The sequence below is a fragment of the Micromonospora marina genome, assembly GCF_900091565.1.
Lineage (GTDB): Bacteria > Actinomycetota > Actinomycetes > Mycobacteriales > Micromonosporaceae > Micromonospora > Micromonospora marina.
Genome location: NZ_FMCV01000019.1, coordinates 1 through 25114, shown reverse-complemented (window position 1 = coordinate 25114; position 25114 = coordinate 1). Strand labels below are relative to the sequence as shown.

The 25114-nt window shown below is 73.4% G+C and carries 23 protein-coding genes; 12 read left to right on the top strand and 11 right to left on the bottom strand.

The window, feature by feature from the left end:
• Positions 1-7: 7 nt before the first annotated feature.
• The gene (locus GA0070215_RS29230; RefSeq protein WP_091048567.1) at positions 8-1069 is read right to left on the bottom strand and encodes a GNAT family N-acetyltransferase; all 1062 of its coding nucleotides are present in this window, start codon (positions 1067-1069) and stop codon (positions 8-10) included.
• A gap of 194 nt (positions 1070-1263) precedes the next feature.
• Here GA0070215_RS29230 and GA0070215_RS20180 point away from each other — a divergent pair, with 194 nt between their 5' ends.
• Positions 1264-2565 (top strand): MFS transporter, encoded by a 1302-nt coding sequence (locus tag GA0070215_RS20180; RefSeq protein WP_091048564.1) that lies wholly within the window; start codon positions 1264-1266, stop codon positions 2563-2565.
• Positions 2566-2588: 23 nt separating this feature from the next.
• The gene (locus GA0070215_RS20175; RefSeq protein WP_091048560.1) at positions 2589-3122 is read left to right on the top strand and encodes a GNAT family N-acetyltransferase; all 534 of its coding nucleotides are present in this window, start codon (positions 2589-2591) and stop codon (positions 3120-3122) included.
• Positions 3123-3266: 144 nt separating this feature from the next.
• On the opposite strand, the gene GA0070215_RS20170 is transcribed toward GA0070215_RS20175, so the two are convergent.
• The 3 genes from GA0070215_RS20170 to GA0070215_RS20160 all read right to left on the bottom strand — a co-directional run bounded on the left by GA0070215_RS20170 (position 3267) and on the right by GA0070215_RS20160 (position 6010).
• Complete coding sequence (locus tag GA0070215_RS20170) at positions 3267-4232, bottom strand: TIGR03885 family FMN-dependent LLM class oxidoreductase (RefSeq protein WP_026267770.1); 966 nt, start codon at positions 4230-4232, stop codon at positions 3267-3269.
• Positions 4233-4321: 89 nt separating this feature from the next.
• Positions 4322-5734 carry an NADP-dependent succinic semialdehyde dehydrogenase gene (locus tag GA0070215_RS20165; RefSeq protein ID WP_091048557.1) on the bottom strand — a complete coding sequence of 471 codons (1413 nt, stop codon included), beginning with the start codon at positions 5732-5734 and terminating at the stop codon, positions 4322-4324.
• Positions 5735-5746: 12 nt separating this feature from the next.
• A complete protein-coding gene (locus tag GA0070215_RS20160; protein ID WP_018784930.1) occupies positions 5747-6010 on the bottom strand; it encodes a DUF6343 family protein in 264 nt (87 codons plus the stop codon).
• 162 nt (positions 6011-6172) lie between these two features.
• Between GA0070215_RS20160 and GA0070215_RS20155 the strand changes: the two genes are divergently transcribed.
• Positions 6173-6772: an antibiotic biosynthesis monooxygenase gene (locus GA0070215_RS20155; RefSeq protein WP_091048553.1), complete on the top strand. Its 600-nt coding sequence runs from the start codon at positions 6173-6175 to the stop codon at positions 6770-6772.
• A 98-nt stretch (positions 6773-6870) separates the two neighbouring features.
• Positions 6871-7710 carry a GDSL-type esterase/lipase family protein gene (locus GA0070215_RS20150; protein ID WP_018784928.1) on the top strand — a complete coding sequence of 280 codons (840 nt, stop codon included), beginning with the start codon at positions 6871-6873 and terminating at the stop codon, positions 7708-7710.
• 47 nt (positions 7711-7757) lie between these two features.
• Here GA0070215_RS20150 and GA0070215_RS20145 read toward each other — a convergent pair whose 3' ends face one another.
• The 3 genes from GA0070215_RS20145 to GA0070215_RS20140 form a co-directional block, all read right to left on the bottom strand.
• Complete coding sequence (locus GA0070215_RS20145) at positions 7758-8504, bottom strand: EcsC family protein (protein ID WP_091048550.1); 747 nt, start codon at positions 8502-8504, stop codon at positions 7758-7760.
• 40 nt (positions 8505-8544) lie between these two features.
• Positions 8545-8703 carry a hypothetical protein gene (locus GA0070215_RS28490; RefSeq protein ID WP_018784926.1) on the bottom strand — a complete coding sequence of 53 codons (159 nt, stop codon included), beginning with the start codon at positions 8701-8703 and terminating at the stop codon, positions 8545-8547.
• A gap of 79 nt (positions 8704-8782) precedes the next feature.
• Entirely contained in the window at positions 8783-9646 is an 864-nt protein-coding gene (locus tag GA0070215_RS20140) for a peptidase M23 (RefSeq protein WP_091048546.1), read from the bottom strand.
• 391 nt (positions 9647-10037) lie between these two features.
• Here GA0070215_RS20140 and GA0070215_RS20135 point away from each other — a divergent pair, with 391 nt between their 5' ends.
• The 3 genes from GA0070215_RS20135 to GA0070215_RS20125 are packed head-to-tail and all read left to right on the top strand — an operon-like array spanning position 10038 to position 12133.
• A complete protein-coding gene (locus GA0070215_RS20135; protein ID WP_018784924.1) occupies positions 10038-10958 on the top strand; it encodes a proteasome assembly chaperone family protein in 921 nt (306 codons plus the stop codon).
• Positions 10959-10995: 37 nt separating this feature from the next.
• Positions 10996-11793, top strand: coding sequence for an exodeoxyribonuclease III (locus GA0070215_RS20130; protein WP_018784923.1), 798 nt, complete (start codon positions 10996-10998; stop codon positions 11791-11793).
• Positions 11794-11818: 25 nt separating this feature from the next.
• A complete protein-coding gene (locus GA0070215_RS20125; protein WP_091048543.1) occupies positions 11819-12133 on the top strand; it encodes an antibiotic biosynthesis monooxygenase family protein in 315 nt (104 codons plus the stop codon).
• A gap of 65 nt (positions 12134-12198) precedes the next feature.
• Here GA0070215_RS20125 and GA0070215_RS20120 read toward each other — a convergent pair whose 3' ends face one another.
• Together GA0070215_RS20120 and GA0070215_RS20115 are read right to left on the bottom strand one after the other, a co-directional pair.
• Positions 12199-12903 carry a class F sortase gene (locus tag GA0070215_RS20120; protein ID WP_208600387.1) on the bottom strand — a complete coding sequence of 235 codons (705 nt, stop codon included), beginning with the start codon at positions 12901-12903 and terminating at the stop codon, positions 12199-12201.
• 202 nt (positions 12904-13105) lie between these two features.
• Positions 13106-13687 (bottom strand): hypothetical protein, encoded by a 582-nt coding sequence (locus GA0070215_RS20115; protein ID WP_091048535.1) that lies wholly within the window; start codon positions 13685-13687, stop codon positions 13106-13108.
• 139 nt (positions 13688-13826) lie between these two features.
• Between GA0070215_RS20115 and trmB the strand changes: the two genes are divergently transcribed.
• Together trmB and GA0070215_RS20105 are read left to right on the top strand one after the other, a co-directional pair.
• On the top strand, positions 13827-14453 hold the full coding sequence (gene trmB, locus GA0070215_RS20110) for a tRNA (guanosine(46)-N7)-methyltransferase TrmB (RefSeq protein ID WP_244167079.1): 627 nt from the start codon (positions 13827-13829) through the stop codon (positions 14451-14453).
• 61 nt (positions 14454-14514) lie between these two features.
• Positions 14515-17019, top strand: a complete 2505-nt coding sequence (locus tag GA0070215_RS20105; protein WP_018784918.1) for a DEAD/DEAH box helicase — start codon at positions 14515-14517, stop codon at positions 17017-17019.
• A 67-nt stretch (positions 17020-17086) separates the two neighbouring features.
• Here the strand turns inward: GA0070215_RS20105 and GA0070215_RS20100 are convergent, their stop codons facing one another.
• Positions 17087-18730 carry a peptidase gene (locus tag GA0070215_RS20100; protein ID WP_091048527.1) on the bottom strand — a complete coding sequence of 548 codons (1644 nt, stop codon included), beginning with the start codon at positions 18728-18730 and terminating at the stop codon, positions 17087-17089.
• Positions 18731-18915: 185 nt separating this feature from the next.
• Here GA0070215_RS20100 and GA0070215_RS20095 point away from each other — a divergent pair, with 185 nt between their 5' ends.
• Both GA0070215_RS20095 and GA0070215_RS20090 read left to right on the top strand, forming a co-directional pair.
• Positions 18916-19563, top strand: a complete 648-nt coding sequence (locus tag GA0070215_RS20095) for a hypothetical protein (protein WP_026267767.1) — start codon at positions 18916-18918, stop codon at positions 19561-19563.
• Between the two features lie 183 nt (positions 19564-19746).
• Complete coding sequence (locus tag GA0070215_RS20090; RefSeq protein WP_018784916.1) at positions 19747-20106, top strand: YciI family protein; 360 nt, start codon at positions 19747-19749, stop codon at positions 20104-20106.
• Between the two features lie 6 nt (positions 20107-20112).
• Here the strand turns inward: GA0070215_RS20090 and GA0070215_RS20085 are convergent, their stop codons facing one another.
• Positions 20113-20586, bottom strand: a complete 474-nt coding sequence (locus GA0070215_RS20085) for a cytidine deaminase family protein (RefSeq protein WP_018784915.1) — start codon at positions 20584-20586, stop codon at positions 20113-20115.
• A gap of 140 nt (positions 20587-20726) precedes the next feature.
• Between GA0070215_RS20085 and hrpA the strand changes: the two genes are divergently transcribed.
• Positions 20727-24722, top strand: a complete 3996-nt coding sequence (hrpA, locus tag GA0070215_RS20080) for an ATP-dependent RNA helicase HrpA (RefSeq protein WP_091048524.1) — start codon at positions 20727-20729, stop codon at positions 24720-24722.
• The last annotated feature ends 392 nt before the right edge of the window (positions 24723-25114 follow it).

Below are 25114 nucleotides of genomic sequence, written 5' to 3'. Positions count from 1 at the left end.
GCGGGGCTCAGCCCGGCCGCCCCGCCGCGCGCAGCAGCCGGAGCTGCCCGATCTCGGCCACGTTCTTCATCAGCTCGGCGTTCACCCACGCGGCCAGGTCCGCGACGGTGAACCCCGCTTCGGCGGGCCAGGGGTACGCGGACGGCCGGTCCAGGTCGGCCTCGGTCAGCCCGTCCAGCGCGTCGGTCCACTCCGCCCGCAGCTCCCGCAGCCAGGCGACCGTGTCGTCGCCCGGCCCGGGCCACCGGATGGCGTCGCGGTCCCGGGCCGGGCGCTGCCGCACGTGGTCGGCGGCGACCGACCACCACCAGCCGATGTGCCAGGTCAGCCAGGCGATCGTGGGCACCGGCACCGGATCCGGCTCGGTGTCGGCCCAGTCGGGACGCCACCCGCCGTCCGGGTCCTGGCGCATCGTCCAGCAGAGCGCGGCCGGCTCCCAGAGGAAGTCCGCCGGCTCCAGCCGGTCGAGGTGGTATTCGGCGAGCGCCCAGGTCAGGTCGAACTGCCGGCGCAGCAGGGCGGTCACCGAGGCGGGCACCGCGCGATCGTGACACGAGCAGGGGACGGGGCGGCGCATCGCGATCCGCTCGGCCGGGTCGAGGCCCAGCGCCGCCTCGGCGGCCAGCAGCTCGATCAGGCCGGGCGTCAACTCCGTGCCGCTCAGCTCGCGGAACCCGCACCGCACGTAGTAGGGCCCGTTCCACGGCACCGAGCGGAACGTGGTCAGCGTCAGCGCCGGCAACCCCTGCGACGACGCCCACTCCGCCACCCGGTCGAGCAGACGCCGCCCGATGCCACGCCGGGCGTACGCCGGGTCGACGCTGAGCTGCTGCACGTGCGCCGCCCCGTCGACCAGATCGGCCAGTACGAACGCGATCGGCCGGTCGGCCGGGTCGGTCGCCACCCACAGCCGTCCGGCGCGCTGCCCGGCGGCCAGCGCCTCCACCGGCAGCGGTGGCATGTCTGCCACCAGGGTCATGCCGACCTCCCGGAACGGGGCGCCGGAGGCCACCTCGATCCGCTGCACCTCGATCAGTTCCCCGGCCCGGGCGATCCTGCTGCGCTCCACGGCGCCGACCCTGGCAGAGCGGGGACCGGCGGGGCGAGCGGATTTCCCGAACCGCGCTCCGGGTGGCTCGGCGGTGACCAGCGGCGGCGACGCCCCGGCGGGCTCGCGGTGTGACAGGCGTCGCCCCGAGCGGGGCTCCGGGCCCGCCGGAACAGTCCTAGCGTCGGCCCCATGACCCTCGCCGGACCCCGCTGATGGGACGCGTCTCGCCGGTCCCGCCGCCCGGGCCGCTGCGCACCCTCGCGTACGCCACGCTTGTCAACACCGTCGGCGCAGGGCTGTGGCTGGCGGGCGGGGCGCTCTACCTGACCCGGGACGTGGGGCTCTCCGCCCCGTCGGTGGGTGCCGGGCTGACAGTCGCCGGGCTGGTCGGGCTGAGCGCGAGCGTGCCACTGGGCGGGCTGGCCGACCGGTGGGATCCGCGTACGCTCCGGGCCGTCCTCCAGGTGGGCCAAGCGGTCGCCGCGCTCGCGTACCTGCTGGTCGGCTCGTTCCCGGCGTTCCTGGCGGTGGCGGTGCCGGAGGCGCTGCTCGCGGCCGGCAACCTGGCGGTGCGGGCGGCGCTCGTCGCCGCGGTGGGCGGCCCGGACGGCCGGGTGCACGCCTTCGCCACGCTGCGCGCGGTGGCGAACCTGGGCATCACCGCCGGTACCGCGCTGGCCGGGATCGCGCTCGCCGTTGACACGCACCGGGCGTACCAGGTGCTCGTGGTCGGCAACGCGGCCACCTACCTGCTCTCGGCGGCGCTGCTGCTGCGCCTGCCGCCGCAGGCGGCGGCCGGCGGCACGCGGCCTGCTCCCGGCGCGGAGACGACGCCCGGACCGCGCGCGACGGCCGGTACGCGACGCACGCCGGGCACGTTACGGCGCGGCGGGCCGCTGCGGGACAGACGGTTCCTCGCGGTGAGCGGCACCTCGGCGGTGCTGAGCACGCACGTGACGGTGCTCGTGCTCGTCGTGCCGCTGTGGACGGTGGACCGGGCCGGCGCACCGCCACCGGCGGTCTCGGCGGTGCTGCTCGTCAACACGGTGCTCACCGTACTACTCGCGGTCCGGTTGAGCCGGGGCGCGGAGCGGGCCGCCCCGGCCGCCCGGAAGCTGCGCCGGGCCGGGTTGGTGCTCGCGGCGGCGACACCGCTCTACGCCGTGACCGGGATCCTGCCGGTGCTCCCGGCAATCGTCCTGCTGCTCGTGGCGACGGCGGTGTGGACGGTGGGCGACCTGTGGCACAGCGCGGCGGGTGCGGGGCTCGCCTACGACCTGGCCCCGCCCGGCGCGATCGGCGCCTACCAGGGTGCGGACGGCCTGCTCGCCGGGCTGGCCCAGGCACTCGGCCGGGGCCTGCTCACGCTGCTGGTGCTCAGCGGCGGTCCGGCCGGCTGGCTGGTCCTCGGCGGGGTCTTCGCCGCCGCCGGGCTGGCCGCCCCGGCGCTCGCCCGCCGGGCGATCGCGAACCGGCAGGCGCCGGAGACCCGGCCCGCCGGGGTGCCCGGGTGAGCGGCGTGTAGCAGCATGGCGGCATGACCGACCAGCAGAGCATCACCATCCGCCCGGGTGGACCCGGCGACGCCCCCACGCTCCTGCGGCTGCTCGACAGCGCCACCGCCTGGCTGGCCGAGCGCGGGCGTACCGACCAGTGGGGCACCGAGCCGGCGTCGATCGACCCGCGCCGCATCGCCCAGGCCGACGCGTGGGCGGCCGGCGACGGCCTGTACCTCGCGGAGATCGACGCGACTGCGGTGGGCGCACTGGTGGTGGGCGCGGCGACCGAGTACGTGCCGCCGGCCACCGAGCCGGAGCTGTACGTGAACCTGCTGGTCACCGACCGGGCGTACGCGGGGCGCGGGGTCGGGGCGCGGCTGCTGGCGTACGCGGCGGAGCTGGCCCGCGAACGGGGCGTCGGCCTGCTGCGGGTGGACTGCTTCCGCAGCCCGGACCGGGCGCTCGTGCGGTTCTACGAGCGCTGCGGGTTCACCTCCACCGAGCCGTTCGTCGTGGAGCGGCCGGGCCGCCCGACGTGGACCGGGCAGGTGCTGGAGCGCCGGGTCGGCTGAGTCGGCCGATCTCCTCCCAGCGTCGCCAGCAGGCCGAGCCGGTGGGCCAGCGCCGCACCGAAGGTCGCGATGGCCGGGAAGACCACGACCTCGAACGGAGCTTCCACGAACGACGAGCCTGGCCGCCGGCGGGCCGAAGTGTGATCAGGCGGCGGAGCGCAGCTTCGGCAGCACCTCGGCGCCGAACGCGTCGATGAACGCGCGCTGCTCCTGCCCGACGTGGTGCAGGGCGATCTGGTCGAAGCCCAGCGCCACGTACTCCTCCAGCCAGCCGGTGTGCCGGCCCAGGTCGGCGGAGACGTTCACGGTCTCGGCGACCTTTGACATCGGCACGTCGGCGCTCGCCACGTCGAAATGCTCGGGGGTCTCCAGGTCCCAGCAGATCGGCGGCGCGAACACGTTGCTGCGCCACTGCTCGTACGCGATCGCCTCGGCCTGCTCCTGCTCGGGCGCCCAGCTCACGTGCACCTGGAGGTGCAGCGGGCCGCGTCCGCCCGCGTCCCGGTAGGCGTCGATCATCCGCCGCAGGTGGTCCACCGGCGCGTTGACGGTGATCAGCCCGTCCGCCCACCCGGCGCACCAGCGCGCGGTGGCGACGCTGACGGCGGCGCCGACCAGCGCGGGCGGTTCCTCGGGCCGGGTCCACAGCTTCGCCCGGTCCACAGTGACGAGGCCGTCGTGGCTGACCTCCTCGCCGGCCAACAGCGCCCGGATCACGTCCACGCACTCGCGCAGCCGGGCACTACGGACGTCCTTGCGCGGCCAGCCCTGGCCGGTGATGTGCTCGTTCGACGCCTCGCCGGTGCCCAGCGCGGCCCAGAACCGGCCCGGGTACATGGCGCCGAGCGTGCCGATGGCCTGCGCGATGACGGCCGGGTGGTACCGCTGGCCGGGCGCGTTCACCACGCCGAAGGACAGGTTCGTGGCCTGGAGCGCGGCGCCGAGCCAGGACCAGGCGAACCCGGACTGGCCCTGCCGCTCGCTCCACGGTGAGAAGTGGTCGGAGCACATGGCCGCGTCGAACCCGGCGCGTTCGGCGTGGATCACCGCCTCCAGCAGCCGGGCCGGGTGGATCTGCTCGTGGGATGCGTGGAAGCCGAACGCCGTCATGGTCGCCACTCCTACCCACCCCGACGGAGATGTAAGCAGGGGCCCCTTCTTAACGCCTCCGGTAGAGGAAGGGGCCCCTGTTAACACCGCTACTCGGAGTGCGCGCCGGCACCCGCACCGGTCTCGCCCTCGCCGATCCACACGGTCTTGGTGTTGCAGAACTCGCGCATGCCGGCGGCGGACAGCTCGCGGCCGTACCCGGAGTTCTTCACACCGCCGAACGGCAGCTCCGGATAGGACGTGGTCATGCCGTTGATGAACACGTTGCCCGCGTCCAGGTCGACGGCGAAGCGCTCCTGCTCGGCCGGGTCGTTGGTCCAGGCGTTGGAGCCGAGGCCGAAGCTGGTGCCGTTGGCGACGGCGATCGCCTCGTCGTACGAGCCGACCCGGTAGAGCCCGGCGACCGGCCCGAACACCTCCTCGGCCCACATCCGCATCTCCGGGCGCAGGTCGGTGACCACTGTCGGCGGGTAGTACCAGCCGTCCCCGGCCGGTTTCTCGCCGCCGCAGAGCACCGTGGCGCCCTGGTCCACCGCGTCGGCGACCTGGGCGTGCACCTCGTCGCGGCCGCGCTCGCTGGCCAGCGGGCCGACGTCGGTGCCGTCGTCCATCGGGTCGCCGACGCGCAGCGCCGCCATCCGGGCGGCGAACTTCTCGGCGAATGCGTCGAACACGTCGGTGTGCACGATGAACCGCTTCGCGGCGATGCAGGACTGCCCGTTGTTCTGGCAGCGGGCGGTGGTGGCGACCTCCGCGGCGGCGTCCAGGTCGGCCGAGGGCATCACCACGAACGGGTCGCTGCCGCCCAGCTCCAGCACCGTCTTCTTGATCTCCCGGCCGGCGATCTGGGCGATGGACCGGCCGGCCGGCTCGCTGCCGGTAAGCGTGGCGGCGCGGACCCGGGGGTCGCTGAGAATCCGGTCGACCGCGTCGGAGCCGACCAGCAGCGTGGTGAACGCGCCCTCGGGGAACCCGGCCCGGCGGAACAGGTCCTCCAGGTAGAGCGCGGTCTGCGGCACGTTGGAGGCGTGCTTGAGCAAGCCGGTGTTGCCGGCCATCAGGGCCGGGGCGGCGAACCGCATCACCTGCCACAGCGGGAAGTTCCACGGCATCACCGCGAGTACCGGGCCGATCGGCTGGTAGCGCACGTACGCCCGCTTCGCCTTGACCGCGGCGGCGTCGGCCGGCTCGTCGGCGAGCATCCGGGGCGCGTTCCCGGCGTAGAAGCGGCAGGCGGTCGCGCACTTGGTGACCTCCGCCTTCGCGGCGGCGTACGTCTTGCCCATCTCGGTGGTCATCAGCCGGGCCGTCTCGTCGCGCTCGGCGTCGAGCAGGTCGGCGGCGGCGGTGAGCCACCGGGCCCGCTGCGCGATGGTGGTGTCGCGCAACTGCCGGAAGGCGAGGTCGGCCCGCTCGATCGCGGCGTCGATCTGCTCGTCCGACATCGCCTCGTACGTCTTGAGCACCTGTCCGGTGGCGGGATTGGTGGTGGCGATGGGCATGTCGTACTCCTGTCACTCGAACAGCGAGTGCCGCACGCCCGGCTCCTCCCGGCGGCGCGCGGCTCGGCGGCGCTGGATCACGACCAGGTCGACCACCGCCACCACGGCGAGCAGCACGCACACGACACCCAGCCAGACGATCTCCGCGGCGAACGCGAGCACCGCGAAGACGGTCATCACGACCAGACCGAAGGTGGCGAGCGCGAGCCGCAGGTTCAGGGCGCTGTTGGCGTGGCCGACCGTGCCGCGGGCGCGGCGGGGCTGTGATCGGGTCATTCCTGCGGCCTACCCCGGCACGGGCGGGGATAACCGGCCGGGGCGGGAACACCGGTGATCCGGGACACCCGGGGGGCAGCCGCCGGATGCGCCCGGCGGGCGGGTGCGTTACATCGGTGTGCCGGTACCGGCGGAGATCCCGCGGACGGTGGAGAGGATGGCATGACCACGATGCAGGCCGTACCGGTGACCGTCGCCGTGTCCCGGCGCGCCGACCCGGCGCGTACCGACGAGGTGGTGGCGTGGATGCGGGCCGGAACGGCGCTCGCGGAGAGCTTCCCGGGCTTCCTCGGCGCCGGTTTCGTCCGCAGCGCCCCCGATTCCGGCGAGTGGCACGTGATGTACCGCTTCGCCGACGCGGACACGCTGCGCGGCTGGGAGGACTCGCCGCAGCGGCGCTGGTGGCTCGGCTCAGCGCAGGGCATCGTCGAGCACACCCGGGTGGAACGGCGCACCGGCATCGAGGGGTGGTTCGACCCGCCGGTGGACCACGTGGTCGAGACGTTCGGCGAGCCCGAGCCCGAGCCGGCCGCACCGCCGCGCTGGAAGCAGGCGGTCACGATCTGGCTGGCGTTCTTCCCGCTCAGCCTGGCCGCCACGCTGCTGACCACCCGGTTCCTCGCCGGTGTGCCGCTGGCCGGGCGGACGCTGCTGATGACGCTCGTGCTCACCCCGCTGATGACCTACCTGGTGCTGCCCCGGATCACCAGGGCGCTGCACCGCTGGCTGCACGGCCGGCCTGCGCCAACACGACAGATGTGAACGACCGGGGTCGATGCCGATAGCCGACAGAACCGCCACCGGGGCCCGGCCGGGGCATAGGGTCGACGCGCCCGTTGCCGCCGCTGGACGGGGGACCGATGAGACGCTGGATCGCCGCGCTGGCCTGCCTGGCCGCGCTCGTCGCGCTCGCCTGTGACGGCTCCGGCGAGGCGTCGCCCCGACCGTCCGGCACACCCCGCCCCGGGGAACCCCGGGTGCTGGCCGCGCTCGGCGACTCGGTCACCAGCGGCTACGGCTCCTGCCTGCTGCTGGTGAGCTGCGAACGCAACTCCTGGTCGACCGGGGACGGCCTGCGGGTGGAGAGCCTCTACCGGCGGCTGCGCGCCGACGCGCCGGGGCTACGTGCGTCCAACCGGGCGGTGCCCGGGGCCCGCGCGGCCGCGCTGGCCGGCCAGGCCCGATCGGCGGTCCGCGACCAGGCCGACCTGGTCACCGTGCTGATCGGCGCGAACGACGCCTGCCGGGGCGACGTCGGCGACATGACGCCCGTCGCGACCTTCCGCGATCAGGTCGACGCGGCCCTGGCGGTGCTGCGCGAGGGCCGGCCGAAGGCCCGGGTGCTGGTGGTCAGCATCCCGGACCTGTACCGGCTCTGGCAGGTCGGGCACACCGAACCCCGCGCCGTGCGAGCCTGGTCGCGGGGCGTCTGCCCGTCGCTGCTCGCCGACGCCACGTCGACCGCGCCCGCCGCGGTCGCCCGCCGGGCCCGCGTCAGGGACCGGATCGAGGCGTACGACGGGCAGCTGCGCGCCGCCTGCCGGGCGTACGGGTCACGCTGCCGCTGGGACGGCGGCGCGGTGCACCGCCACCGCTTCGACCTGGACCAGGTCAACTCGCTCGACTGGTTCCACCCGAACGCCGCCGGTCAGGGCCGGCTGGCCGAGGTGGCCTGGAACGCCTCCGGCTGGGCGGACTGACCGGCCGGAGCCGGCCCGCCCCGGTGGAGCGGCCGGCGAGTGGCCGGTCAGGGCCGGCGCGGACCGGGTAGCTGCCGGGGGCCGGCGGCCCGATAGAGGGCACGCGTGCGGTCGGCCAGTTCCTTCGTCGCCGACGAGTTGGCCCAGGTGCCGAGCACGATCGCCGCGCCCGGCACGACCTTGGCGAACATCCGCTTGGCGGCGCGCACCCCGGCCATCCGGGCCAGCCGGACCCCGAGCTGGAGCATCACCCGGCCCAGCGCCCGGTCACCGGCGGAGCCGAACAGCGCCCCGGCCCGCTCCCGGCCGGCGGCCACGCCGAGCGCCAGGCGGGCCGTCTCGGCGACCTTGTGCACCCGCTGGAGCACCAGCAGGTCGGTGGCCCGGTCGGGGTGAGTCGGGTCGGCGCCGTAGGCGGCCGCGACGTGCAGCACCAGCCGGGCCTGGGTCCAGGCCAGCACGCCCACGTCGATCACCGCGCCGGGCAGCCCGGCCGCGCCGGACACCGCGCCGGAGAGCCGGGCGTGGTTGACGAACTTGCGTACCGCCTGGTCGGCGAGATGCTCCGGCGGCGCGTCGGGCCGCAGCGCCCGCTCCCGGGCGGCCCACTGCGCGGCCTCCGGGCCGAGCCGACGTACCGCCTCCAGGGCCAGGTGTTCCGGCGCGTAGTGCGGGTCGTCCCGCATCCGGTCCCACAGTTTGGCCGGTGGCGCTCCGGGCTCCTCCACCGGCGGCGGGACGGGAGCGGTGGGGACGGCGTCGGGCTCCCCGTCGACGGGGGCGGGGTCGGTCACGAAGGGCTCCGGAGGCTCGTGCGGCAGGGGGTGACGCGGGTCAGCGCCGGCGCGACTGCAGCCGGTTCGCGATCTGCCGCAACCGGGCCTGGTTCTCCGGCTTCGACATCTCACGCCGGCCGCGGTCGACCAACTGCTGGCCGCGCGGCGACCGCAGGAAGGCGGTGATTCGTTGCATCAGCGACATGAGATCCTCCATCCCGCGGTCCCCTTCATGTGTACCTGGGACCGGCAAGCCCCTGATACCCGAATCGGCCCTCCGGCAACCACACGTCCGGTCAGCCCAGGATCTCGGCCACCACTTCGCCGGCCCGCCACTCGTGCTGGGCGTACGCGTCCGGGAACGCCGAGATCTGCACCGCCTGGGCGGCCACCGAGAGCGGGAGGTTCTGCCAGCCGGGGATCTCCGCCAGCGCGGACAGGAACGCCTTCGTCGCGTACTCGGGGTCCATCAGCTGCCCGACGGTGCCCCAGCCGCTGCTGGGACGCTGCTGGAACAGTCCGACCGAGTCGTGGTCCCAGCCGATCGCCTGGTGCGGGTAGTCCTGCGACTCGGGCAGCACGCCGCTGGCGTAGTTGAGCAGGGTGCTCTCCTGCATGGCCGTCGCCACCGCGATGACCAGGGCACGGCGCGGCATGCCCATCTCCTTGCCGGCCTGCACGATCTTCTCGGCGTTGTTCATCTGGGTGCGGTCCAGGCCGGCGACCGGGACGATCCGCCGGACCGTCTTCGTCGGCTCGGGCTCGGCGGTCGGCTTGGGCTCGGCGGTCGCCTTCGGGCTGGCCGTCGCGGAGGGGCTGGCGCTGGGGGTGGCGGGGGCGGTGCTCGGCCGGGCCATGGCCCGGGAGGCCCGGTCGACCACCGCGCGCTCGGCGACCTCCGCCGAGGGCGCCGGGCCGGCGGCGCGGTCCGGTGCGCCGAAGCCGGCCTGGGTGAAGCCGACCAGGCCCAGGCAGCAGGCCGCGCCGGTGGCGACCGCCAGCTTCGTCCGGCCGGGCCGGGGGTTCGTGGGTGTCCGGAAGCGGGTACGCCGGGCCAGTCCCCGGAGTGTGGCCAACCGGTCGGTGGATGGAGTATCGTCCGAACGGTCAGCCGGGCGGCCGGAGCCGAACGGGTCGTCGAGGTTGCCGTCGTTACGCATCCGACGAGGCTAGGCAGGGCAAACCGGGATCACCCAGGCCGAAAGGGTGGCCCTCACCACACTTCCGCCGATCCGAACCGGACCGCCCGCCCCAGCCCGGGACGGCGGACCACAGACCTCGGAGACCGGACCAATCACCCGGGCGACGGCACGCGAATCGAGCCCGGCAGGAACGCCGCAGACCTCCCGCTCCCGCCCGAAGATCGACCAACTCGTCCGTTCGGACGATCCGGATATGGGTCGGCGGACCAGGGCGTAGCCGAATCGTGATCATCATTCGGGCATCGGACGTGGCCGTAACGGAATGGACCACCCGCCCCGGTACGTTTGCCGAACCGGGAGGCCGCACGCTCGGCGCTCCCCGAACGCGTCGACAGGGAGGACCCCACCGGTGCTCGATCCACACGAGCTCTACGAACTCACCGACGAGCTGCCCGAGCTCGGCCAGCCGGTGCTGATCCAGGCGCTCACCGGCTTCGTCGACGCCGGCAACGCCACCCGGCTGGCCCGGGAACAGCTGCTCACCTCGCTCGACGCCCAGGTGATCGCCCGCTTCGACGTGGACCAGATGTTCGACTACCGCTCCCGCCGCCCGGTGATGACGTTCGTCGAGGACCACTGGGAGTCCTACGACGCCCCGGCGCTGGAGCTGCACCTGCTGCACGACGACGACGAGACCCCGTTCCTGCTGCTCACCGGCCCCGAGCCGGACCTGCAGTGGGAGCGTTTCGTGGCCGCCGTCGCCGGGCTCAGCGCCCGCCTCGACGTCCGGCTCACCGTCGGGCTCAACTCGATCCCGATGGCGGTGCCGCACACCCGGCCCAGCGGCGTCACCGCCCACGCCACCCGCAGGGAACTGGTCGCCGGGCACGAGCCGTGGTTGCAGAAGGTGCAGGTGCCGGCCGGCGTCGGTCACCTGCTGGAGTACCGCCTCGGCGAGCAGGGACGCGACGCCCTCGGCTTCGCCGCGCACGTGCCGCACTACGTCGCCCAGGCCGAGTACCCGGCCGCCGCCGAGGCGCTGCTGTCCGCCGTGTCCCGCAGCACCGGCCTGCTGCTGCCAGTCGAGGAGCTGCGGACCGCGGCCGAGGCGGTCCGGGTGGAGATCGACCGCCAGGTCACCCAGACCGAGGAGGCGGCGACGCTGGTGCAGGCGCTGGAGGAGCAGTACGACGCGTTCGCCCGCGGCCGGGGCGAGAAGAGCCTGCTCGCCGGCGAGACCGGGCCGCTGCCCACCGCCGACGAACTCGGCGCCGAGCTGGAACGCTTCCTCGCCGAGCAGACCCGCCCCGGCGACACCCCGGAGCGCTGAGGCGGCGGGGCGGGCGGGGATGCGGCAGGCTGGGGACATGCGCCTGGCGACCTGGAACGTGAACTCGGTGAAGGCCCGCCTGCCCCGGCTGCTCGACTGGCTGGCCACCACGAAGCCCGACGTCGTGTGCCTGCAGGAGACCAAGTGCCCCGACGGGGCGTTTCCGGTCGCCGAGGTGGGCGAGCTGGGCTACGAGGTGGCCAGCCACAGCGACGGGCGGTGGAACGGCGTCGCCGTGCTGTCCCGGGTCGGGCTGGCCGACGTGGCGGTCGGTTTCCCGGGCGAGCCCGGGTTCCCCGACCCCGAGGCCCGCGCCATCTCGGCCACCTGCGACGGGCTGCGGGTCTGGTCGGTGTACGTGCCGAACGGCCGCGCGCCGGCTGACCCGCACTACGCGTACAAGCTGGCCTGGTTCGCGGCGCTGCGCGACGCGCTCGAACCGGAGGTGGGCGGCGCGCTGCCGGTGGCCGTCTGCGGTGACTTCAACGTGGCGCCCACGGACGCGGACGTCTGGGATCCCGCCCTGTTCGCCACCTCCACCCACGTCACCCCGGCCGAGCGGGCCGCCCTGGCCGCGTTGCGCGACCTGGGGCTGGAGGACGTGGTGCCCACCCCGATGAAGGGGCCGCACCCGTTCACCTACTGGGACTACCGGGCCGGGATGTTCCACCAGAACAAGGGCATGCGGATCGACCTGGTGTACGCGAGCGCGTCGTTCGCCCGCGCGGTCCGTTCGGCGTACGTGGACCGGGAGGCCCGCAAGGGCAAGGGGCCCTCGGACCACGCCCCGATCGTGGTCGACGCGGACCTGGCACCGGCTGTCGAGACGTTCTGAGGGCGGCGCTCGTTAGGGTGTACGCATGGCTGTCGTGAAGATCAACGCGATCGACGTCCCGTCCGGCGCCGGCGAGGAGCTGGAGAAGCGGTTCGCGGCCCGGGCCGGCGCGGTGGAGAACTCCCCCGGTTTCCTCGGCTTCGAACTGCTGCGTCCGGTCGCCGGAGACACCCGCTACTTCGTGTACACGCGCTGGGAGAGCGAGGAGGCTTACCAGGCGTGGGCGCAGGGCCCGTCCCGGGCCGCGCACGCCGAGGGCGGCGAACCCCGCAAGCCCGTCGCCACCGGCGCCACCCTGCTGGAGTTCGAGGTGGTCCAGCAGGTCCCCGCCCGGCCCTGACCCCCTCCTTCTCCGCCGCGCCAAGCCCGGCTCGTCGCGGCCGGGGCGGGTCGGTTCGGGGGCGGTCAGCGGGTGAGGGACGCGAAGACGATCACGTTGTCCTGGTAGCCGGTACGGCCGCCGACCCACTCGCCGCCGCAGGTGATCAGCCGCAGCTCGGCCGGGCCCGAGTCGCCGTAGACCCGGGCGGCCGGCAGGTTCGACTTGTCGAAGTACTCGACGCTGTCCACCGTGAAGGTCACCACGCTCCGGTCGGCGCGGGTCACCTGGATCCGCGCGCCGGGCTTGAGCGAGCGCAGCCGGTAGAACACGGCCGGACCGCTCTTGGTGTCGACGTGGCCCACGATGATCGCCCGGCCCGGGTCGCCGGGCACCGCTGCCCTGTCGTACCAGCCGGTCTGGTCGTGCTCGGTCAGCGGCGGCACGTCCACCGAACCGTCCCTCGCCTGCCCGACGGGCGTGACCGGTGCGTTGACCTTGATAGCCGGCACCGCCAGGCGTACCGGCCGGCTCGCCGGCTTCCGGACCGCAGCGGCAGCGCCCGCCGGGGCCGCCGCGCCCGAGCCGTTCGCCTGGCTCGACCCGGCCGACGCGTCGGCGAAGTCGAACGGCCCGGCCGTGCGGCCGAGCCCGGCCCCGGTGGCGAACACGCCGACCAGCACCAGCACCACTGCCAGCGGCTTCGACCAGGAACTGCGGCCCCGGTCCCGCCCACCCGGCGACGCCGGTGGCGGCCCGGCCGGTGGCGGCCCGGCAGGCCCCGGGCGCAGGGCCGGCGGATCGGCCGACGGCGGATACCACGGTCGCGACGCGGCGGGCGGCGGCATCCACGGCCGCGACCCGGAGACCGGCACGGCAGCCGACCGGGTCCCGGCGGTCGGCGGCGCGGCGGGCGGCGGCAGGGCGGGTAACGGCCGGACGGAGCGCCGTGCTCCGGCGGGCGGCGGGACGAAGTGCTCGGCCATGGCGGCCTCAGCCTCCGGCGGCGCCGCGGGCGTGCCGGCGGGACGCGGCCACGCCGAGCCCGGCGCCGACCACCGTCACCGCCAGCCCGACGGGCACCAGCAGGCCACCGAGCCCGGGCCCGGCGGTGCCGCCGAAGCCGGTCGCCGGGCCACGGCTGGGCAGATGACCGGGCTGGTGGGTCGGCTGCCGGGCCGGCTGGCCGGCCTTCACCACCTGGAGCATGGTCGAGGCGGTCTCCCCACCGGGGCACTCCAGCTTGACCCGGTAGTTGCCGGGCCGGGTGCGCTCGTGGACCATCGGCGTGGCGGTGAGCAGGCCGCGCTGCGGCTGCACCTGGATCTTGCCGAACGCGTCCGAGGTCACGATCGCCGGTACGGTGTTGTTCCGGCAGCTCGCCCGGATGCCGACGAGGTAACCGGGCGAGACGGTGCCCGGGGTGACCTCCACGAAGATCACGTCGGCCGGGGGCTGGTCCGGCACCGGTTCGGCGGCGCGCGGCGCGGCCTGGGCGGCCACCGCACCGACCAGCGGGGCGGCGCACGCGGCGACCGCGACCAGCAGCGCCTCACGTACCCTGAACGACCCCATGACCCCTCCCGGCGTACGGGATGAATCCTCTCACCCCTGGCCGCACATCACATCCGATGCGGGCTAGGCTCGGGTCGCTGTGACCCTTCCCGACATCGCCGCCGGCCGCATCCGCACCTTCCATCCGCGTCGCGGACGGATGAGCGAGCGGCAGCGCGACGCGCTCACCCGGCTCTGGCCCGCGTACGGCCTCGAGATCGCCGCCCTCGACGGGCCGTGCGATCCGACGGTGCTGTTCGGACGACGGGCGCCGCTGGTGCTGGAGATCGGCTCCGGCATGGGCGACGCCACCGCCGCCATGGCGGCGGCCGACCGGGACCGACACTATCTGGCGGTCGAGGTCCACACGCCGGGAATCGCCAACCTGCTCGACCTGGTGGAACGCCACGGTCTGGACAACGTGCGGGTGGCCGAGGGGGACGCGCTGGACCTGGTCCGGGCCATGCCGGAGGGCTGCCTGGACGCGGTGCACGTCTACTTCCCGGACCCGTGGCCGAAGACCCGCCACCACAAGCGGCGGATCATCGCGCCGGCGCACGTGGCGCTGCTGCGGTCCCGGCTGGCGCCGGGCGGCACGCTGCACTGCGCGACGGACTGGGCGCAGTACGCCGAGTCGATGCGCCAGACGCTCACCGCCGACCCGGAGCTGGTCGACGTGTACGGCGGCTACGCGCCCCGTCCGGCGCACCGGCCGGTGACGAAGTTCGAGCGGCGCGCACTGACCGCGGGCCGGGAGGTCTTCGACCTGATCCACCGGCGGCGCTGAACCCGTTGCGCTGAACCCGGTTGGCGCGGCGTGGTGTGATCCAGGCACGATGGGAGCCGCCATGACTCTCACCGCCGCGCTGCCGAAGACCGCCGATCCCGACACCCTCTACGACGCGTTCGCCTCCTGGGCGTCCGAGCGCGGCCTCGACCTCTATCCCCATCAGGAGGAGGCGGTCATCGAGATCGTCTCCGGCGCGAACGTGATCATGAATACGCCGACCGGCTCGGGCAAGAGCCTGGTGGCGATCGCGGCGCACTTCGCGGCGCTGGCCGACGACCGGACGACCTTCTACACCGCGCCGATCAAGGCGCTGGTCTCGGAGAAGTTCTTCGCGCTCTGCGAGGTCTTCGGCGCGGAGAACGTCGGCATGCTCACCGGCGACGCCAGCGTCAACGCGGACGCGCCGATCATCTGCTGCACCGCGGAGATCCTGGCCAACCTGGCGCTGCGCGAGGGCCGCCGCGCCGACGTCGGCCAGGTGATCATGGACGAGTTCCACTTCTACGCCGAGCCGGACCGGGGCTGGGCGTGGCAGGTCCCGCTGATCGAACTGCCGCAGTCCCAGTTCGTGCTGATGTCCGCCACGCTCGGCGACACCACCCGCTTCGTCGACGACCTGACCCGGCGCACCGGGCGGCCGACCGCCGTCGTCCGCTCGGCCGAGCGGCCGGTGCCGCTCCTCTTCTCGTACGCGACCACGCCGCTGCACGAGACCCTGGAGGAGCTGCTGGAGACCAAGCAGGCCCCGGTGTACGTCGTGCACTTCACCCAGGCCGCGGCGCTGGAACGGGCGCAGGCGCTGATGAGCGTGAACGTCTGCACCCGCGCGGAGAAGGACATGATCGCGAGTGCGATCGGCAACTTCCGGTTCACCTCGGGCTTCGGCAAGACGCTGTCCCGGCTGGTCCGGCACGGCATCGGCGTGCACCACGCCGGCATGCTCCCGAAGTACCGCCGCCTCGTCGAGACGCTCGCCCAGGCCGGCCTACTCAAGGTCATCTGCGGTACGGACACGCTCGGCGTCGGCATCAACGTGCCGATCCGTACGGTGCTGTTCACCGGCCTCTCGAAGTACGACGGGGAGCGGACGCGCCTGCTGAAGGCCCGCGAGTTCCACCAGATCGCCGGACGGGCCGGACGGGCCGGGTTCGACACGCTGGGCCGGGTCGTGGTGCAGGCCCCCGAGCACGTGATCGAGAACTCCAAGGCGCTCGCGAAGGCCGGTGACGACCCGAAGAAGCGCCGCAAGGTGGTGAAGAAGAAGCCGCCGGAGGGCTCGATCGGCTGGGGCGAGCCGACGTTCCAGCGCCTGGTCGAGGCCGAGCCGGAGCCGCTCACCTCCAGCTTCCAGGTCAGCCACTCCATGCTGCTCAACGTGATCGGCCGCCCCGGTGACGCGTTCGCCTCGATGCGGCACCTGCTCACCGACAACCACGAGGATCCGGCCGCCCAGCGCCGGCACATCCGCCGGGCCATCGCGATCTACCGGGCGCTGCGCGCCGGCGGCGTGGTCGAGGAACTGCCCGAACCGGACGAGACCGGCCGCCGGGTACGCCTCACCGTCGACCTCCAGCTCGACTTCGCGCTGAACCAGCCGCTGTCACCGCTGGCGCTGGCCACCGTCGAACTGCTCGACCGCGAGTCGCCCTCGTACGCGCTCGACGTGCTCAGCGTGATCGAGTCGATCCTGGACGACCCGCGTCAGGTGCTGTCCGCGCAGCAGTTCAAGGCCCGCGGCGAGGCGGTCGCCGCGATGAAGGCCGAGGGCATCGAGTACGAGGCGCGCCTCGAACTGCTCGACGAGGTGACCTGGCCCAAGCCGCTGGCCGAGCTGCTGGAGTCCGCGTACGAGATGTACCGGCAGGGCCACCCGTGGGTCGCCGACCATCAGCTCTCCCCCAAGTCAGTGGTCCGCGACATGTACGAGCGGGCCATGACGTTCCCCGAGTACGTCCAGTTCTACGGGCTGTCCCGGTCCGAGGGACTGGTGCTGCGGTACCTCGCCGACGCGTACAAGACGCTGCGGCAGACCGTCCCCGAGGACGCCAAGACCGAGGAACTGGTCGACCTCATCGAGTGGCTGGGCGAACTGGTCCGCCAGGTCGACTCCAGCCTCATCGACGAGTGGGAGCGGCTGCGCAACCCGTCGGACGTGGCCGAGTTGGCCGCCTCGCTGGACGACCGGCCGCCGGCGGTGACCCGCAACGCGCGGGCGTTCCGGGTGCTGGTGCGCAACGCGATGTTCCGCCGCGTCGAGCTGGCCGCGCTGCGCCGCTGGGACCTGCTCGGCGAGCTGGACGCGGGCGACGGCTGGAACGCCGACGCCTGGGCCGACGCGCTGGAGCCGTACTTCGAGTCGTACGACGCGATCGGCGTGGGGCCGGACGCACGCGGGCCGGCGCTGCTGATGATCGAACAGGGCCGCGACAGGTGGACCGTCCGGCAGATCCTGGACGACCCGGACGGCGACCACGACTGGGGCATCAGCGCCGAGGTCGACCTGGCCGCCTCGGACGAGACCGGCGCGGCGGTGGTCCGGATCACCGACGTCGGCCAGTTGTAGTGGTGCCCGGCTGACGTACGCCGCGGGGGCGGAACCGGTCCGGTTCCGCCCCCGCGACAGTGCCGGATCAGTCGCGCGGTGCCTGGAACGCCACGCGACGACGACGGAACAGGACGAACAGGACCGCGCCGGCCGCGAGCACGACGGTGCCGACCCCGGCGAGCGTGGCCGCTGGCGCGCCGGTGATCGGCAGGCCGCCGCCGGTGCCGCCGGTGCCGTCTCCGGAGTCACCGGTGCCCGGGCCGCCGTTGCCGACGGCGACGACGATGCGCGCGGTGTTGTTCTCCGGCTTCGACTCGGTCGAGGACGTGGCGCCGTCGACCACGATCGTGCCGTCGGTACCCGGCGTCGACTTGATCTTCAACTTGACGGTCGGCTTGATCCGGCCGTAGCCGGAGGCGACGCTCGGGAACTCGCTCTCGAAGTTGCACCGCAGCTTCGCCGACTCGGGCAACGTGTTGCCCGGCTGGCCGTCGGTGTAGCACCACTCGCTGGGCAGCAGGACGGTCCCGCTCGGCGCGGTGATGACGACTCCGGGGCCGCCCCCGTCGGACGGGCCGTTGTTGACGACCTCGTAGGTGAGATCGACGGTCTGCCCGATCGCGCCCCGCACCGGCGGGGCGGTGACGGCGACGTCGAGGGTGTTCTTCCTACTCCAGTATCGGAAGTCGGCGTAGTTGTCCGACTCGTCGAGCTCGCGCTCCACGACGGACTTGCGGGCCAGGCCCGCCCGTACCGCCTTGGCGTGCAGCTTCTCGGCGGCGGCGGCGAACGACGGACCGTTGCCCTTGGTGGCCGCGGCCTTCTTGGCCGTCTCGGCCTCACCGGCCAGGGCGGTGCTGAACAAGGCGTAGTTCTCGGCCGGTCCGGGCAGGTTGCGGCCGAACGTGATGTTGAACAGCGACTCGCCCGTCTCGTCGTCGAACAGCAGCAGCCCCTCACCGGGCTTGAGCGTCAGCGGCACGGTGCAGGTGACCTGGCCGGGCCCGTAGACGTAGGGCAGGCCGACGTTCTTCGGGTAGTAGCCGACGTAGGTGCAGTCGCTGTACCGCTCGACGAAGGTGGCGCCGGTGGGCAGGTCGACCCGGACGGTGAAGTCGGTGGCCGGGCTGTCGCCCTCGTTCAGCACCCCGCTGTAGAGCGGGACCCGGTCGCCCTCGCCGACCGGCTTGGACTTGTCGTTCAGGTCCGCGGCGGCGGCGACCAGGTCGGGCCCCGAGGCGACGATCGTGACCGGGAAGCCGGCGGTGTTGTCGCCGGGGTTGGCGTCGTCCTGCGCGCCGGCGATGGTCACCCCCACCGAACCGGCGTCGCCGGGGGCCGCACCGGTGCGGCTGGCCAGCGACAACGGGTAGGTGTGCTCGGTCTGGCCGGGTGCCAGGCCACCCACGGTGCAGGTGACCTTCTGGGCTGCCAGCTTGCAGGAGTCGACCCAGTCGGGCACCGAGGCGACCACGTCGGACGACAGCTTGCCCAGGTCGAGCGTGACGGTCACCGCCGTCGCGTCGGCCTGGCCGTAGTTGGAGACGTACATCCCGACCGTGGTGCCGCTGTTGTCGATCTCCGCGACGGGGTCGGTGGAGAAGGAGACGGACAGGTCGGGCAGCTCGTCGGCGGCGTGCGCCGGGGCCGACGGGACGAAGAGCGCGGTCGTGGCCAGCAGCGCCGCGCCGGCGGCGAGGCGGGGCCATCGGGCCGTGAGGGATCGCATCGATACTCCGAACGAGAGGCGTGGAAGAACCGCACTCTAGGGGACGTGTCGCGCGCGCGGTGTCCCGTCGGGTCGGCAGGCCGGCGGCGAACGGGCCGGCTATACCCCTTTCGCACCCTGGGCGATGTCAGACCCGTCGATTAGAATGTGTGTACTAATCGAGCTTCTGAACTGGGAGGATGCTCGTGACTGCGCCCACCTCCGCGACCCCTGTCACCCCCTACGCCACCCTCCTCGGATTCACCCGGTACGTCGACCGCACCGGTCCCACCAAGGCCACCTTCGTCGGCGGGCTGCGCCGGCAGCGGGCCAGCCGGCACGGCTTCAACCCGCACGGCCAGTTCGTCAAGGCCCTCAAGGCCGACGTCGCCTTCCACACCGGCGGCACCCACCTCGCGCAGGTCGCCGATCTGGTCAAGCCGCGCTGGCGTCCGCTCCACGAGGCGCTCGTGCCGGGCGCGACCCGCTGGCTGCAGTCGCTCGGCGAGCCGGCCGGCGTCGACCTGGCCCAGACCCGCGACGCGCTGGCCATGCTGGGCGACCTGCCCGTGAAGATCAACCCGCAGTTCGGCGTCCGGTACGCCGACGGCCGGGCCGAGGCGATCCGGCTGCACTTCGACGAGGCGCCGCCGAGCGAGGAGGCGACGCTCGCCACGCTGCACCTGATGGCCCGGCACATGGACGCCGTGCTGCCGCATGCCGAGCCGGTACTGGTCGACGTGCGGCGAGGCGAGGCGCACCGGATGCCCGCCGACGTCAAGCCCGAGCAGATCGAGCAGTGGCTGGCCGGTGAGGCAGCGGCGTTCCGGGCCATCTGGTCCACCGCCGCCTGACCGACCGCCGCGACCTGCCATCCGGCGAACCGGGCCGCCGCCCGGCCGACGGCCGTCCCGCTCCCCCGGGGCGGCCGTTCGCCGTCCCGGGGGAGCGGGCCGGAGCGTGACCCGAGCCGGAGCGTCACGAGGGCCGTACCTAACCCGCCGGTGTCGATGCCTGGGAGCGCCTAGCCTGAGGACATGCGATTCGACAGGCACACGGTGGTGCTCCTGGTCCGCCCGGACGACGCGCCGGACCTGCCGCAGGACGCACTCGACCGGATCCAGGACGCCCACCTGGCGCACCAGGCCGGGCTGGTGGAACAGGGCGCGGTGCTCGCGGCAGGGCCGTTCCTGGACGGCGACGACGGGCGGGTCCGCGGTTTCGTGGTGCTGTCGGTGGACCCGCAGATGGCCCGTGAGCTGTACGCGAACGACCCGGCGGTCCGGGCGGGACGGCTGGTCGCGCAGGTGAGCAGCTGGATGGTGCCGGAGGGCCAGGTCCGCTTCGAGCAGGTGCCGGTCCCCCGCTCGATGCTGGAGGCGGCGTCCGGCGACTGAGGCGGCTCAGTCCTCCGGGGCCTGCCTGCTGCCGGGCACGACCGGCGTCGGCCACACGCCGGCGCGGGCGGCCACCGGCACCTCGACCTGCTGGTCGGACCAGACGTACGTCTCGGGCAGCAGGTCGGCGACCGGGATCGCGCGCAGCCCGTCGGGCGGGCCGACGATCACCTTGATCGACGGGAAGTAGTCGAGCAGCACCTGACGGCAGCGCCCGCACGGCGGCAGGACGCCCCGGCCCCGGTCCCCCACCGCGACGATCGTCTCCAGCTCACCGGCGCCCTGGGTCGCGGCGGCGCCGAGAGCCACCACCTCGGCGCACGGGCCGCCGGTGAAGTGGTAGACGTTCACCCCGCTGAACACCCGGCCGTCGGTGCTGCGTACGGCGGCGGCGACGGTGTGGTTGTCGCTGCGGCAGCGCAGCTTCGCGACGGCGGTGGCGGCCTGCACGAGCGCCCGGTCGGTGTCCCGCATGATCATCCCCGCCCCTCGTCGGCCTCGTCCGTCGGCCTCGTCGGCGGCAACCCTATCCGGCGGGGACGGCCCGGACAGGGAGGGCACGCCCGACGCCGGTAACCCGGGGGCGGTCCGCCGCGCGGCTGCCTATCCTTGGCGACGACATGCAGAATCCAGCCGTACCCGCCGCCCCCGAGACCGCCCGCGACCTGCACCGCCGCCTCGCCCCCCTGATGTTCCGCGACCAGCGGCGGCTCCAGCGGCGGCTCGACGGCGTGCGGCGGCTGCGCGACCCGCAGCGGCGGGAGGCCGCGCTGGCCGAGATCGGGGCCGAGGTGACCCGGGCCGAGGCGCGGCTGGCGGCACGCCACGCGGCCGTGCCGGCGCTCACCTATCCGCCGCAGCTGCCGGTCAGCGAACGTAAGGACGACATCGCCGCCGCGATCCGCGACCACCAGGTGGTGATCGTGGCCGGCGAGACCGGCTCCGGCAAGACCACCCAGCTCCCCAAGATCTGCCTGGAGCTGGGGCGCGGCGTCACCGGCCTGATCGGCCACACCCAGCCCCGCCGGCTCGCCGCCCGTACGGTCGCCGACCGGATCGCCGACGAACTCGGCACGGAACTGGGCGACGTGGTCGGCTACAAGGTGCGCTTCACCGACCAGGTGGGCGACAACAGCCTGGTCAAGCTGATGACCGACGGCATCCTGCTGGCCGAGCTGCAGACCGACCGGATGCTGCGGCAGTACGACACGCTGATCATCGACGAGGCGCACGAGCGCAGCCTGAACATCGACTTCATCCTCGGCTATCTCAGGCAGCTCCTGCCCCGCCGGCCCGACCTCAAGGTGGTCATCACCTCCGCGACCATCGAGACCGACCGGTTCGCGAAGCACTTCGCCGACGCCGAGGGCAACCCGGCACCAGTGGTCGAGGTGTCCGGGCGCACCTACCCGGTGGAGGTCCGCTACCGGCCGCTGGTCGAGGTCACCGGGGCCGACGAGGAGGACGAGGCCGACGAGGAGAACGTTCGGGACCAGATCCAGGCCATCGGCGACGCGGTCGAGGAACTGGCCGCCGAGGGGCCGGGCGACATCCTGGTGTTCCTCAGTGGCGAGCGGGAGATCCGGGACACCGCCGACGCGCTGGGCAAGCTGGTGCAGTCCAAGCGCTCGCTGCTCGGCACCGAGATCCTGCCGCTGTACGCCCGGCTGTCCACCGCCGAGCAGCACCGGGTCTTCGCCGCGCACAGCAACCGCCGGGTGGTGCTGGCCACGAACGTCGCGGAGACCTCGCTGACGGTGCCCGGCATCAAGTACGTGGTGGACCCGGGCACGGCCCGGATCTCCCGCTACTCCAGCCGCCTCAAGGTCCAGCGGCTGCCGATCGAACCGGTCTCCCAGGCCAGCGCCAACCAGCGCAAGGGCCGCTGCGGGCGTACCTCGGACGGCATCTGCATCCGCCTCTACGACGAGTCGGACTTCGACTCCCGCCCCGAGTTCACCGACCCGGAGATCCTGCGGACCAACCTGGCCTCGGTCATCCTCCAGATGACCTCGATCGGGCTCGGCGACGTGGCGGCGTTCCCGTTCATCGACCCGCCGGACCGGCGCAACGTCACCGACGGCGTCAACCTGCTGCACGAGCTGGGCGCGCTCGACCCGGCCGAGACCGACCCGGCGAAGCGGCTCACCGCGCTGGGGCGGCGGCTGGCCCAGCTCCCGGTCGACCCCCGGCTGGCCCGGATGGTGCTCGAAGGCGAGCGCAACGGCTGCGCCACCGAGGTGGTCGTGATCGCCGCCGCGCTGTCCATCCAGGATCCGCGCGAACGCCCGGCCGACAAGCAGGCCCAGGCCGACCAGGCGCACGCCCGGTTCGCCGACTCCGAGTCCGACTTCGTCGCGTACCTGAACCTGTGGCGTCACCTGCGGGAGAGGCAGCGGGAACTGTCGTCCAGCGCGTTCCGCCGGATGTGCAAGGCCGAATATCTCAACTACCTCCGGGTACGCGAGTGGCAGGACATCGTCAGCCAGTTGCGCCAGGTGCTCCGTACCTCCGACAAGGGTGAGGGCCGGCGCGGCGTCGGCGCGGACCTGCCCGAGGAGATCGACACCCCGAAGGTGCACCAGTCGCTGCTGCCCGGCCTGCTGTCGCACCTCGGCCTGAAGGACGCCCAGAAGCACGAGTACCTCGGCGCGCGAGGCGCGAAGTTCGCGATCTTCCCCGGGTCGGCCCTGTTCAGGAAGCCGCCGCGCTGGGTGATGGCCGCCGAGCTGGTGGAGACGTCCCGGCTGTGGGGCCGGGTCGCCGGACGGGTCGAGCCGGAATGGGTCGAGCCCCTCGCACAGCACCTGGTCAAGCGCAGCTACAGCGAGCCGCACTGGGAGAAGAAGCAGGCCGCGGTGATGGCCTACGAGAAGGTCACGCTGTACGGCATCCCGATCGTCACCTCACGCAAGGTGAACTTCGGGCGGATCGACGCAGGTCTGAGCCGGGAGCTGTTCATCAGGCACGCCCTGGTCGAGGGCGACTGGCAGACCCACCACCAGTTCTGGCGGGACAACCAGAAGCTGCTGACCGAGATCGAGGAGCTGGAGAACCGGGCCCGGCGCCGCGACATCCTGGTCGACGACGAGACCATCTTCGCCTTCTACGACCAGCGCATCCCCGCCGACGTGGTCTCCGGCCGGCACTTCGACACGTGGTGGAAGAAGACCCGCCGGGAGCGGCCCGACCTGCTCACCTTCACCCGCGAGCTGCTCGTCAACGACGGCCGGGGCGCTGTGGACGAGGAGGACTACCCGGACGAGTGGCGGTCCGACGGCGTGACGCTGCCGCTGACGTACACGTTCGACCCGGCCGCGCCCACCGACGGCGTCACTGTGGACATCCCGCTGCCGCTGCTCAACCAGGTGCCGGCGGAGAGCTTCGACTGGCAGGTGCCGGGGCTGCGAGAGGAGCTGGTGATCGCGCTGATCCGGTCGCTGCCCAAGCCGGTACGGCGCAACTTCGTGCCGGTGCCCGACTACGCGCGCGCCGCGCTCGCCGCGATCACCCCGGGTGAGGAGCCGCTGCTGGCGGCGCTGACCCGGCAGCTGCGCCGGATGACCGGCGTGACCGTCCCGGGCCACGCGTGGGACCTGGGCCGGTTGCCGGCGCACCTGCGGGTCACGTTCCGGGTGCTCGGCGACGACGACAAGCCGGTCGCCGAGGGCAAGGACCTGCCGGCGCTGCAACGCGAGCTGCGCCAGGAGGTACGCCAGGTCGTGGCCGCCGCCGCGCCGGACGTCGCCCGTACCGGGCTGACCGGGTGGTCGATCGGCGCGCTGCCGCGCACCATCGAGCAGGTACGCGCCGGATTCGCGGTGACCGCGTACCCGGCGCTGGTGGACGAGGGCGCGACGGTCGGGGTGAAGGTGTTCGACTCGGCCGCCGAGCAGGAGGCCGCGCACTGGGCCGGCACCCGGCGGCTGCTGCGGCTGACGCTGCCGTCACCGGCGAAGTTCCTACAGGGGCGGCTGAGCAACGAGGCGAAGCTGGCGCTGTCCCGCAATCCGCACGGCAGCGTGCCGGAGCTGATCGAGGACGCGGCCGGCGCGGCGATCGACAAGCTGATCGGTGACGCGGGCGGCCCGGCCTGGGACGCCGAGGGCTTCGCCGCGCTGCGCGACAAGGTGCGGACCGACCTGGTGGACACGGTCGTCGAGGTGATGGAGCGGGTACGCCGGGTGCTGGCCGCCGGGTACGCGGTGGAGCAGCGGCTCGGCGCCACCCGGAACCTCGCGGTGGTGGCCGCCCTGGCCGACATCCGCAACCAGCTCACCGGCCTGGTGCACAGGGGTTTCATCACCGAGACGGGGTACGCGCGCCTGCCCGACGTGCTGCGCTACCTGACCGCGATCGAGCGGCGGCTGGACCGATTGCCGGGCAACCCGCAGCGGGACAAGCAGCAGCAGGATCGGATCGCCGTGGTGCAGAAGGAGTACCAGGACATGCTCGCCGCGCTGCCCCCGGCCCGGCGCCAGGAGGCGGCGGTCCGCCAGATCCGCTGGATGATCGAGGAGCTGCGGGTGAACGTCTTCGCCCAGGCCCTCGGCACCCCCTACCCCGTGTCGGAGCAGCGCATCTACCGAGCCATGGACGACGCCGAGGCCCGCTGACCCTACGCGCCGATCTTGCACTTTGCGCCCCGCGCAAGGGCATTCGCACCTTTCTCCGGGGCCGAATGTGCAAGTCACCCGGTCTCTTCGGGACGCCGCGCAGGCGTGAAAATGGTGGGTAGGTCGCCCGCCGACGCCGATCGATCTTGGTCCGTTTGAGGCCGTGTGCAAGTCTGGCGCCGGGGCCACGGACCTCACGGGTCACGCATTGTTGCTTCGAGCACGCCGGTCAGATTTTCGGTTTCCGACCGAGGCCCCCGGGCGGCCTGCCTCCTGGTCGATCACGGGTGCACGGAAGGGAACGAGGGATGGGTGGCAGGCGGGTCGAGGAGATCCCGGACGCCGACAGTGAGCAGGTCTGGCAGCGGGTGTGTGCGGTCGATGTGGCGAAG